At 62.0% G+C, this 11,493-nt stretch carries 12 protein-coding genes; 8 read left to right on the top strand and 4 right to left on the bottom strand.

All coding sequences use genetic code 11. The features are described from left to right. Nucleotides 1-57: 57 nt before the first annotated feature. The gene (locus tag X727_RS157775; RefSeq protein WP_023833838.1) at nt 58-840 is read right to left on the bottom strand and encodes a formyl transferase; all 783 of its coding nucleotides are present in this window, start codon (nt 838-840) and stop codon (nt 58-60) included. Between the two features lie 110 nt (nt 841-950). Then, complete coding sequence (locus X727_RS157780) at nt 951-1,526, bottom strand: DUF4893 domain-containing protein (protein WP_023833837.1); 576 nt, start codon at nt 1,524-1,526, stop codon at nt 951-953. Nucleotides 1,527-1,646: 120 nt separating this feature from the next. Here X727_RS157780 and X727_RS157785 point away from each other — a divergent pair, with 120 nt between their 5' ends. Next, nucleotides 1,647-2,177 (top strand): hypothetical protein, encoded by a 531-nt coding sequence (locus X727_RS157785; RefSeq protein WP_155923533.1) that lies wholly within the window; start codon nt 1,647-1,649, stop codon nt 2,175-2,177. Between the two features lie 16 nt (nt 2,178-2,193). Here the strand turns inward: X727_RS157785 and X727_RS157790 are convergent, their stop codons facing one another. Continuing rightward, entirely contained in the window at nt 2,194-2,835 is a 642-nt protein-coding gene (locus tag X727_RS157790) for a DUF1638 domain-containing protein (protein ID WP_023688116.1), read from the bottom strand. A 65-nt stretch (nt 2,836-2,900) separates the two neighbouring features. Here X727_RS157790 and X727_RS22720 point away from each other — a divergent pair, with 65 nt between their 5' ends. Then, nucleotides 2,901-3,041 (top strand): entericidin A/B family lipoprotein, encoded by a 141-nt coding sequence (locus tag X727_RS22720; protein WP_023688117.1) that lies wholly within the window; start codon nt 2,901-2,903, stop codon nt 3,039-3,041. An 88-nt stretch (nt 3,042-3,129) separates the two neighbouring features. Here the strand turns inward: X727_RS22720 and X727_RS157795 are convergent, their stop codons facing one another. Next, on the bottom strand, nt 3,130-3,828 hold the full coding sequence (locus X727_RS157795) for a B12-binding domain-containing protein (RefSeq protein ID WP_023688118.1): 699 nt from the start codon (nt 3,826-3,828) through the stop codon (nt 3,130-3,132). Nucleotides 3,829-4,087: 259 nt separating this feature from the next. On the opposite strand from X727_RS157795, the gene X727_RS157800 reads away from it, so the two are divergent. The 6 genes from X727_RS157800 (at nt 4,088) to X727_RS157825 (ending at nt 11,444) form a co-directional block, all read left to right on the top strand. Next, nucleotides 4,088-5,662, top strand: a complete 1,575-nt coding sequence (locus X727_RS157800) for a trimethylamine methyltransferase family protein (RefSeq protein ID WP_023670403.1) — start codon at nt 4,088-4,090, stop codon at nt 5,660-5,662. An 89-nt stretch (nt 5,663-5,751) separates the two neighbouring features. After that, a complete protein-coding gene (locus X727_RS157805) occupies nt 5,752-6,438 on the top strand; it encodes a hypothetical protein (protein ID WP_023833835.1) in 687 nt (228 codons plus the stop codon). A 104-nt stretch (nt 6,439-6,542) separates the two neighbouring features. After that, nucleotides 6,543-7,280 carry a dienelactone hydrolase family protein gene (locus X727_RS157810; protein ID WP_023691017.1) on the top strand — a complete coding sequence of 246 codons (738 nt, stop codon included), beginning with the start codon at nt 6,543-6,545 and terminating at the stop codon, nt 7,278-7,280. A gap of 95 nt (nt 7,281-7,375) precedes the next feature. After that, nucleotides 7,376-8,554 (top strand): NAD(P)/FAD-dependent oxidoreductase, encoded by a 1,179-nt coding sequence (locus tag X727_RS157815; RefSeq protein WP_023700323.1) that lies wholly within the window; start codon nt 7,376-7,378, stop codon nt 8,552-8,554. Between the two features lie 215 nt (nt 8,555-8,769). Beyond that, nucleotides 8,770-9,330 carry an RNA polymerase sigma factor gene (locus tag X727_RS157820; RefSeq protein ID WP_023744714.1) on the top strand — a complete coding sequence of 187 codons (561 nt, stop codon included), beginning with the start codon at nt 8,770-8,772 and terminating at the stop codon, nt 9,328-9,330. Between the two features lie 2 nt (nt 9,331-9,332). After that, a complete protein-coding gene (locus X727_RS157825; RefSeq protein WP_023833834.1) occupies nt 9,333-11,444 on the top strand; it encodes a VWA domain-containing protein in 2,112 nt (703 codons plus the stop codon). Nucleotides 11,445-11,493 lie beyond the last annotated feature (49 nt).

Raw genomic sequence — 11,493 nt, 5'->3', positions numbered from 1 at the left:
AAAAGCGACGCTATTGGACGTCGCAAAAAGAAAGGCGAGATTCCGAGGGAAGGCTGGCTACCAAACCCGCTTGGTCAGGCCGGTCCAGAGATAGAACCAGATCGTCGGATGGTACCATTGTTTCGACGGCAGGCCGGGGTCGATCGTGACAAGCTTGCCGTCCAAGGCACCGCGGACCGCCTCGACGCAGATGTCACGCGAGAACGCCGCCTGGCGCAACGCATAGCTCGAAATAGTGTCGCCGGGCTCCGGCTTGCCGCGCGCCTGTTTCAACACGCCGCCGGTATCGACGCCGGCGTCGACCAGATGCACGGTGGTGCCGAAATTCTGGAGATCGCCGGAGGCCAGCGCCCAGTAGCCGCCATTCATGCCGCGGTATTTGGGCGCGATGCCGGCGTGGTAGTTGAGCACCGGGCAGGGCATTTGCGCCAGCGTCTGCCGGGTCAAGAGCCGGCAGCCGGCGAGCAGCACCACGCCCGGGCGGATGTCGGCGATCGCCTGCAGGCAATCGGGCCCGTCGGCGGAGGAGACGTGGATGATCTTTTGTCCCGGCCTCGGCTCTGTCTGCAGTTTTTGCGCTGCGATCAGCCGCTCCGCGTGCCCGGCGAAGAAGCGTTTGCCGAGCCTGGTCAGCACCATCGTGCCAAGCTGGCCGATGGCCGAAAACAAGCCTTGGCGGCGCGCCCGGCCGAGCAGCAATTGTTTTTTGGATTCAGGGCTTTCGAGGATGACGCTGACAGGACCGAACTGGTCGGCGATGGCGTTGACGATGGCCCAGATGTGCGGCCCGCCTTCGGTGACGATGACGATCGCAGCACTTTTTTCAACCGCTGATGCCATGGCGCGCTTTCTTGCCGGCGCGCAACCATTTGCCGTGCGCTGCCCGGCTCAATTCTGTGCCGGGCGAGGTTAAATCTTGATGACCGCCCGGCCAGCGAGAGACCAACGGATCAGCGCTTGAACTCGATGATGTCAAGTTTCGATTCGTAGTAGGGCGCCGGGAATTCGATGCGCCATTCATTGGCGCTGGTGCGGAAGGCATAGCCGACCTGGTCGCTTTCCGGGCCGCTGCCATAGGGTTTTGGCTTGTTGTCATTGACATAGCCGGAGCCGAGATAGATCGCGCGTTTTTCGCTATCGTCGAAGAAACGGCCCTTGGTGCGTTGCGAGCCGCTGACCTTTTCCAGCTGCCAGCCGGAGCCATCGTCCGTGACCTTGCACTTGAACCAGCCATAGATGACCAGCGGGCCGGTCAGGCCCACCTTGATGGTTCGGCATTGCCAGTTGCCGCTCAGGTCCTTGTCGGAAAAGGCCACTATCGGCTTTGCCAGCAGCGCGTCGAGTTGGCTGACCTCAGCCGGGTCTCCCGCTTTTGCCTCGGCCAGCGCCGCCTTGCGGGTCTCGCCATATTTGTCGAGGCGAACCTTGTCGGCAGGCGTGATGATCTTCTGCACCTCGCCGTCGGCGCGAGCGGGCAAGGCGAAACAGAGCAGGCAAACGGCGGCGAGCAGGACGCGAGCGGTCATCGGTGGTATCCATGTTGGCGCGGCTGGAGCAGCCGATTCTATCTTCCAGCGCACAACTTACCCATTCGCGGCGGCCTGTCATCCGTGCTTAAACAGCGGTATGTTCCGCGGGAGGTGCGCGTGGGGGTTACAATCCATTTTGAGGGACAACTGCGCGGAGAGGAACAATATCTTGCGCTGTTGCAGGAAGTTGAAGCGCTTGCCATCGCTCGAGACTGGCGATTTCGGCCGATAGACGAGGCCGAAATGGTTCTCAACCGGGTCATCGACGAACGCAGCGTTGACTATATCGGCCCGGTCTTGGGGATAGAATGCCTGCCGCATCCCAAGTCGGATCGCCTAAGGTTCGAGTTCGACAGGGACCTCTTCATGCAGCAATATTGCAAGACCCAGTTTGCGGGGTCGGAGGCGCATATCGAGATCATCGAGTTGCTTCGCAAAGTTGCTCCTTTTTTCGACAAGTTCGACGTCTTCGATGAAGGCGAGTACTGGGAACTGGGCGACCGCACAATTCTGCAGGTCAATCTCGACACAGTCGACGCTCTGCTTGCAGAGGCTTTGCGCAAGGATCCAACTGCAAGAGGGCCGATCCGGTTAGACAACGGCCGCGTTGTCGATTTCGTGTCGGATCCGCAACCGGAGAGCAAATAATCCGAAAGTCGGGCGCCTAACGCACTTCTTCTGGATGTGCCGCCACCCGCGCCAATTCAGTCGTCAGGTCGCCATAGCCGGTCGAGCGGCGCTCATAGGCGAGGCCAAGCATCTTCGCGGCCTTCTCGGCGACCTTGTCGAGTTCCGGATCGTCGGTCTGGGCGATGTAGATCAGCTTTTGGTAGTTGCCGAAATAGTCCTTGATCAGCTCCGGGTGCTTGTCGAGGCCGAGCGGCTTCATGAAGAAGGCGTCGAACTGGCGGCACAGGAAATCGGTCATGTAGAACGACATCATGTCGTCGTCGGCGACCTTCGCATAGGCGTCCATGCCCTGGTAGAAGGCAAAGCAGTGCGGCCCGGCCATGCGCTCGACGCCGTGCTTCTCCAGGACCCGGTCGAGCATGCCGCCGGTACCGCAATCGGCATAGCCAACGAAGATGTTGCTATAGCCTTCCGCCTTGGCCTTTTCGATCGCCTTGTCCATCGCCGGTGCGATGCGGTCGGGGTAGAAATGGAACTCCGCCGGCAGGCAGGTCAGGTCGAGATGGTCGAGCTTGAGCTGCTCCTTGACGGCCAAAACTTCGCGCGCAATCATTCCGCAGGCGATGACTAGCAGCCTGTCGTCCTGATTCGGTTTCGTTTTTTGCATTCTGGCCATGGAACCCGGTCGAAGCGGCCTTCGTTGCTGTGGGGCGAATCTATCGAGAGAGGGATAAACCGTCCATGAAACTGTTACGCGTTGCGCCGATTGCAATCCTTGCCTGCATCCTGGCGCTTACGGCCTGTGCCAACACCGTCCGTGGTGTCGGCCGGGATATCAAATCGACTGCGAAAGCCGTCGACGACACCGTCACCAAACCCTGACGCAGCCATCCGTTCCAATAGCTGGAACAAAAAAGCCGCGCTGCAAGGCGCGGCTTTCGATTGTGGCCCAGACGCCTTGCGTAACAGATCAGGCTGAAGCGCGCACGTTATGCTTGCGCTTCATGAAGTCCTTGGCGGTCTCGACTGCCACAGCCGCGTCGCGGCAATAGGCATCGGCGCCGACGGCCTTGCCGAATTCCTCGTTTAGCGGCGCGCCGCCGACCAGGACGACATAGTCGTCGCGGATGCCCTTTTCCTTCATCGTGTCGATGACGACCTTCATGTAAGGCATGGTCGTGGTCAAAAGCGCCGACATGCCGATAATGTCGGGCTGGTGCTGCTCGATGGCGTCGAGGTATTTTTCCACCGCATTGTTGATGCCGAGATCGATGACGTCGAAGCCGGCACCTTCCATCATCATGCCGACGAGGTTCTTGCCGATGTCGTGGATGTCGCCCTTGACGGTGCCGATCACCATCTTGCCCTGCTTCGGCGCGCCGGTGGCGGCCAGCAGCGGGCGCAGGATGAACATGCCGGCTTTCATCGCGTTGGCCGACAGCAGCACCTCGGGAACGAACAGGATGCCGTCGCGAAAGTCCTCGCCGACGATGCGCATGCCTTCGACCAGAGCTTCGGTCAGCACCTTGTAGGGCACCCAGCCGCGCTCGAGCAGGATGTTGGTGCCTTCCTCGATCTCTTCCTTCAGTCCGTCATAGAGATCGTCGTGCATCTGCTGCACCAACTCGTCGTCGGAAAGCTCGGAGAGGATGATCTCGTCGTCGGCCATTTTTCTCGGGCTCCTTGCCGCGCGGATGCGATCACGGCGGCTTAAAATAATCGCGTCAATACCTAACCCGGCGGGGGCAGGTATCCATAGCTGATTTGCGACTTCCCGCAAAAGGAAAGCGACCGCAAATCTATTGGAATTCTTGTCGATTTTGCGACAGGCGTTGGCGCTGGCGGGCCGTTTCGAATAGGGTGCATGGCTACGATCCGGGCGAGAAGCCGCCTACGCGGCCGCAAACGGTTTTTAGGGAAAAACGATCATGAGTGAAAACGCGTCAGTCGACCAGGAAGCGTCCAATGCGCGACGTGGACGTGCTGCCAGCGGCGGCGCGGCTGCAAGGCGGGCGGCGCGCTCGGGCGGCGGACCGGGCACCCAGCTCACCTATATCAAGCGCAAGATCAACATCTATGAGGTCCTCAACGAGGAAGGCCTGGCGATTATCGAAAACAACACCGATACGGTGCTGGAAGAGATCGGCATCATCTTTCGCGACGACGCCGAGGCGCTGCAGCTTTGGAAAGAGGCGGGCGCCGACGTCAAGGGCGAGCGCGTGCATTTTCCCAAGGGCCTCTGCCGCTCGCTGCTGAAGACCGCGCCGCCCATCTACACCCAGCATGCGCGCAACGCCGAACGTTCGGTGCAGATCGGCGGCAACGCCACGGTCTTCGCGCCGGTCTATGGTCCGCCCTTCGTGCGCGATCTCGACGGTGTCAGGCGCTACGCGACGATCGAGGATTTCCGGAATTTCGTGAAGCTCGCCTATATGGCGCCGTCGATTCACCATTCGGGCGGCACGGTTTGCGAGCCGGTCGACGTGCCGGTCAACAAACGCCATCTCGACATGATCTACAGCCACATCAAATATTCGGACAAACCGTTCATGGGTTCGGTGACGGCGCCAGAGCGGGCCGAAGACACCGTCGCCATGGCCAAGATCGTGTTCGGCGACGATTTCGTCGAAAACAACACCGTGCTGACCAGCCTGATCAACGCCAATTCGCCGATGGTGTTCGACGAAACCATGCTGGGCGCGCTGAAGGTTTATTCGCGTCACAACCAGGCTTGCATCGTCACGCCGTTCATCCTTGCCGGCGCGATGAGCCCGGTCACGGTGGCCGGCACGCTGACGCAGGTTCTGGCAGAGGTGCTGGCCGGCGCCTCTTTCACGCAGTTGATCCGTCCCGGCGCGCCGGTGCTGTTCGGCACCTTCGCCTCGTCGATCTCCATGCAGTCTGGTGCGCCGACCTTCGGCACACCGGAGCCGTCGCTGGTTTCCTACGGCGCCGCACAGCTTGCCCGCCGGCTCGGTCTGCCGTTCCGCACCGGCGGCTCGCTCTGCGCCTCCAAGGTTCCGGATGCGCAGGCCGCCTACGAGAGCGCCAACACGCTCAACTCGACCATTCTTGCCGGCACCAATTTCGTCCTGCATTCGGCCGGCTGGCTCGAAGGCGGACTGGCGTCCTGCTACGAAAAATTCATGATGGACATCGATCAGCTCGGCATGACGCAAAAGTTTTCCGAAGGCGTCGACCTCTCGGAAAACGGCCAGGCGATGGACGCCATCCGCCAGGTCGGCCCGGGCAGCCACTATCTCGGCTGCGACCACACCCAGGCCAATTTCCAGACCGCCTTCTACCGCTCCAGCATCGCCGACAACAATTCCTACGAGCAGTGGCTGGCCGAGGGCGAGAAGACAGCGCCGCAGCGCGCCAACGAACTCGCCCGCCGCTGGCTGGAGACCTATGAGGCGCCGTATCTCGATCCGGGCATCGACGACGGGCTGAAGGACTACATCGCGACGAAGAAGGCGTCGATGGCTGACGCCTTCACCTGAAAGGAGCCCGAGTCAGGCGGGGCTAAAGTCGCCAACATCATCCACAAGGAAGTCTGGCGGAGCGCTTTCTCCGACCCGGACAAGAAGGGATGATTGCGCGGCGCCGGGCTGACGAGATAGCGGCCGCGCTTTCCGCCGACGGCCTCATGCTGCGCGGCGGCTTCAATTTCGCAACAAGCGAAACGCCGCCGCATGGCCCTTCAGTTGCCCCCGCCAAATCCGTGCTGTTGGTGGGGCAGGCGGGAGCGGCACCCTGGCCGCATTTCCTGCGCTGGCGCGACCGGCAACCGCAAACCATTGCTAATCCGCTCGACACATGGTCGCGCGCAGTGATCGGTGCGGTGGCGGAGAAATTCGGCGCGCGCGCCGTTTCGCCTTCGGACAGACCTTATCTGCCGTTCCAGCAATGGGCGATGCGAGCGGAGGGGCTGAGACCGTCGCCGCTGGGCATCCTGATGCATCCGCAGTACGGGCTCTGGCATGCCTATCGCGGCGCGTTGCTGTTCGAGGATGAGATCGCGCTTCCTGAACGTCGCGAAGCGATTCACCTTTGCGACGCCTGTGTTGCAAAACATTGCCTGAAATCCTGTCCGGTTGACGCCTATTCCGCGGATGGTTTCGCTCATCAGGCTTGCCTGGCGCATGTGCGGGGATCGAAGGGCGAACCATGCCGCGGCGGCGGCTGCCTCGACCGCAACGCCTGTCCGTATGGCACGGCCCATCGCTATCCGCCTGAGGTTCAGGCCTTTCACATGACGGCGTTTGCCGGCCTGTAGCCGGGTCGAAAGCCCGCACAAAGTGTTGAACGGGATTGTCAGGGAACGGCTTGCCCTGACGGTGCCTGCTTATATGTATCGCACGACATTTAACGGAGCGGGCCATGGCGAAGCAGGACATTGAGATCAAGACCGGGGACGGCGTGGCGAAAGCCGGGCTGTTCCGCTCGGCGACCGCTTCCTCGTCCAGGGCCGGCATCATTCTCTATATGGACGCTTTCGGTCCGCGACCGGCGCTCGACGCAATGGCGGAACGGCTGGCAGGCGAGGGCTATGCCGTGCTGGTGCCGGATCTTTTCTATCGCAAAGCACCCTACGGGCCGTTCGAGCCCAAGACCGCTTTCGTCGTCGAGGAGACCAAGGTCGCGCTGACGGCGTTGGTCCACGGCACGACACAGGACATGACCATCCGCGACAGCAGGGCGTTCCTCGACACGCTTACCGCTGAAGGTGTCACCGGACCGGTCGGTGTCGTCGGTTACTGCATGGGCGGGGCGCGGGCTTTGAATGCGGCTGCAACCTATCCCGATCGCATCGTGGCGGCGGCGAGCTTCCATGGCGGCAATCTGGCCAGCGATGCCGCCGACAGCCCGCACCGCAAGGCCGCAATGATCAAGGCGCGCGTCTATGTCGGGACATCGGGCGTCGACCGCAGCTTTCCGCCGGAGCAGTCGGCGCGGCTGGTCGAGGCGCTGCGCGTGGCGGAGGTCGACCACGCCATCGAAAACTATGCCGGCATGGCGCATGGCTGGTGCGTGTCGGACCACAGCGTCTTCAACGCGGCCGGCGCCGAACGTCATTGGAAGCGACTGACGACGCTGTTCGCCGAGACGCTGATCTAACGAGGCGTTGCCTGAAGTCGCAACGAACGGGTAGAGACTGCACGATTGGCGCGGCCTGTTAAAACAGCGCCAGTCGAGCGGGAACGAACAGCCTGATGCAATCCTATGATGTCGTGGTGATCGGCGCCGGTGCGGCCGGAATGATGTGCGCCATCGAGGCGGGCAAGCGCGGCCGCTCGGTCCTGGTGCTCGATCACGCGGCAAAGCCCGGCGAGAAGATCCGCATCTCCGGCGGTGGCCGCTGCAATTTCACCAACATCCACACCAGCCCGAAGAATTTCATCTCCGGCAATCCGCATTTCTGCATTTCGGCGCTCAGCCGCTACACGCAAGGCGACTTCATCGCGCTCGTCGAACGCCATGGCATTGCCTATCACGAGAAGACGCTGGGACAGCTGTTTTGCGACGGCTCGGCGCGCCAGGTCATCGACATGCTGGTTTCCGACATGCAGGATTGGGGTGTGGAACTGGCGTTGTCGACCGAGGTGAGGAACGTCAGCAAGACCGCGGACGGGTTTGTGCTGACGCTCTCCGCTGGCAGCGTCGCTTGCAGCTCGTTAGTCGTGGCTTGCGGGGGCAAGTCGATCCCCAAAATGGGCGCGTCCGGTTTCGGCTACGAGCTTGCGGCGCAATTCGGCCTTGCGGTGGTGGAAACACGGCCGGCGCTGGTGCCGCTTACCTTCGACGCAAGAACGCTGGAGCGGCTGGCGCCTTTGGCCGGCAATGCCGTCGATGCCGAAGTCGCCTGCGGCAAGACGCGGTTTTCAGAAGCGATGCTGTTTACGCATCGCGGCTTGAGCGGGCCTTCCATCCTGCAAATATCGTCCTATTGGCGCGAGGGCGACGAGATCCGCATCGCCATGCTGCCGGGGAGGGATGTGGCGGAACTGCTTCGCGCCGCCCGGCGCGTCAACGGCAGGCAAGCGGTGCAGACGGTGCTTGCAAACCATTTGCCGAAGCGCCTTGCGCAAGCAGTCGCCGAGCGCAGTGGGATCGATGGCAATCTCGCTGATTTGACAGACCTGCAAATGAAAACCGTCGAAGCCGCCGTCAACGACTGGCGCATCAAGCCGGCCGGCTCCGAGGGTTACCGCACGGCGGAAGTGACGCTTGGCGGTGTCGATACCAACGGGCTCGATCAGAAGACGATGCAGGCGAAATCCGTGCCGGGGCTGTTTTTCATCGGCGAAGTCGTCGATGTCACGGGCTGGCTGGGCGGCTATAATTTTCAGTGGGCTTGGTCGTCCGGCTGGGCCTCGGGCCAGGTGTGCTGATATTCAGGTGAGGCCGGCCTGCAAACGACGGCTTTCAGTGCTTCCGGTGCTCGCGTACCAAAAGTACGCTCCACTCCGGTTCTCGAAATCCATCGTTTTCGGCTCGGCCTCACCTGAATCTCAGCGCACCTGTTGCGCGTGCATCCGTCGCCTCGGAAAAAAATCTTTCCATAACCCCAAGGATTGGCCATTAGCCTTCGTCCAACAGGCAAATGATGGCGATGATGCTGGATGAAAGCGAAGCCTCCGACGCCGAATTGATCGGGCGGGCGAAAGGCGGAGACAGGGGTGCCTTCGGCAAATTGCTGGAGCGGCACTACGACTTCGTCTATCGCGCCGCCTATCGCTGGTGCGGAAAGAAGGCCGATGCCGAAGACATCGCCCAGGAGGTCTGTGTCCGTCTCGGCAAGGCGATCCGCGACTATCGCGGCGGCGGCGCGTTTACGACATGGCTCTATTCCGTGACGCTGAACGCGGCGCGCGACATGATGCGCAAGACGACGCGCGAAAACGTCAAGACCGAGGCTTTCGGCGCCTACAGCATGATTTCGGGAGAGGCATCCGCCGAGCCTGAAGATCCCACTGAGGCGCTCTGGGCAGCGGTGCGGCAATTGCCGGACAAGCAGCGCGACGCAGTACTTCTTGTCTATGGCGAAGGTTTGAGCCATGCGGCCGCCGCCGAGGCGATGGCAATCTCGGAGACGACGGTTTCCTGGCACATCCATGAAGCGAAGAAACGGCTGAAGACGTTCATGCGTTCAGCCGGGGAAGTGTGACCATGGTCGACGACAACGAACTCAACAGGCTGCGCGACGCAGCAGTACCGGCGCCCGGCGAGAGCGCGAAGGCACGCGCCTTCGAAGCCGCCATGCGCGCCTATGATCAGGAAAATATTTCGGCCGTCACCCAAGGATCGGTCGGCGGGCTTCGTCTCACAGAGCGAGCACAAAAGCTCTGGAGCGAGATCATGCAAAAGAAACTCATCGCCACGCCAGCCATTGCCGGGCTCGTCGCCCTGCCGATCGCCGGATACGCCACCTTCCACATGCTGAGGGAACAGCCGTTGCCGTTCGGTAGCGACGAGAAGATCACTGAGACGCTGGCCGACAAGCCGGCAACCAATGGGCCGGCGATCAACGCGCCGGTAAAAGAAAAGCAGGCGCCTGAAGGCGACAAGAAGGCCGACGCCGATGTGCGAAGCCGCGACACCACTACGCCGCTTACGCCACCCGCGCCGCCGAAGCCCGAATCGACCGTTGCTGTTGCCCCGGCGCAGCAGGATGCGCTGGGACGCGGCGTGTTGGCCGAGCCTGCGCCAGTTGAGAGCCGCGAGTTTTCGCTTGACGGCACCGCTGCTCCGGCCGGCGGCGCGCGGGTCGACCGCATGGCCGGCGCGACCGAATCCAAGTACCTGGCACAGCCTTCGACGATGCCGGCCGACCAGATAGCGCCTCAGGAGCCAAACCGCGACCGCGTCGAGGATTTCAAGACAAATCCGGTGCATGCAGCGCTTCAGGATCCGGTCTCGACCTTCTCGATCGACGTCGACACCGCTTCCTATTCATTCGTCCGCGGCTCGCTGAAGCAGGGCTACCTGCCGCAGGCCGACACGGTGCGCGTCGAGGAGATGGTCAATTACTTCCCCTATGACTGGAAGGGTCCGGACTCGGCTTCGACGCCGTTCAACTCGACCGTCAGCGTCATGCCGACGCCGTGGAACGGGCACACCAAGCTGATGCACGTCGCCATCAAGGGCTTCGACATCAAGCCGGTCGAGCAGCCCAAGGCCAATCTGGTGTTCCTGATCGACGTCTCGGGTTCGATGGATGAGCCGGACAAGCTGCCGCTGCTCAAGTCGGCTTTCCGGCTGCTGGTCAGCAAGCTCAAGGCGGACGACACCATCTCGATCGTCATCTATGCCGGTGACGCCGGCACCGTGTTGATGCCGACCAAGGTCACCGAGAAGGACAAGATCCTCAACGCCATCGACAATCTGCAGCCGGGCGGCTCGACGGCGGGCGAGGCGGGTATCAAGGAAGCCTACAAGCTTGCCCAGCAGTCCTTCGTCAAGGACGGCATCAACCGTGTGATGCTGGCCACGGACGGCGACTTCAATGTCGGCCAGACCGATGACGACGATCTGAAGCGACTGATCGAGCAGGAGCGCAAGACCGGCGTCTTCCTGTCGGTATTCGGCTTTGGACGCGGCAATCTGAACGACCAGATGATGCAGACCATCGCCCAGAACGGCAACGGCACCGCCGCCTATATCGACACGCTGGCCGAGGCCGAGAAGGTTCTGGTCGAGGATGCCTCCTCGACGCTGTTCACCATCGCCAAGGACGTCAAGATCCAGGTCGAGTTCAATCCGGACAAGGTCTCGGAGTACCGGCTGATCGGCTATGAAACCCGCGCCTTGAACCGCGAGGACTTCAACAATGACCGCGTCGATGCCGGCGATATCGGCTCCGGTCATTCGGTGACCGCCATCTACGAGATCACGCCGAAGGGCAGTGGCGGCGAGCAGATGGATCCGCTGCGCTACGGCCAGGCCGCGGTCGACAATGGCGGCGTCGCCAACGCCGACGAATATGCCTTCGTGAAAATCCGCTACAAGCTGCCGAACGAAGACGTCTCGAAGCTGATCACCACGCCGGTGACGTCGGCCAACGAGGTCGCGTCCTTCGACCAGGCCAGCACCGACCAGCGTTTCTCCGTCGCTGTCGCCGCCTTCGGCCAGAAGCTGCGCGACGAGGATGCGACCGCGAAGTTCGGCTACGACAAGATCATGGAGATTGCCACCGCCGCCCGAGGAGCCGACCCGTTTGGGTACAGGTCCGAGTTCCTTTCGCTTGTGCGCCTTGCCTCGGCGCTCGGCGGTAACCGGTAGTGGCAATAACGCCGGTTCCTTTCAGACGGGGGTCGTTCTGATACGGGGA

Source organism: Mesorhizobium sp. L103C105A0 (assembly GCF_000502215.1).
Classification (GTDB): Bacteria; Pseudomonadota; Alphaproteobacteria; order Rhizobiales; family Rhizobiaceae; genus Mesorhizobium.
Note: the sequence above shows the minus strand (reverse complement) of the source record. Positions and strands in the feature narration are given on the sequence as shown.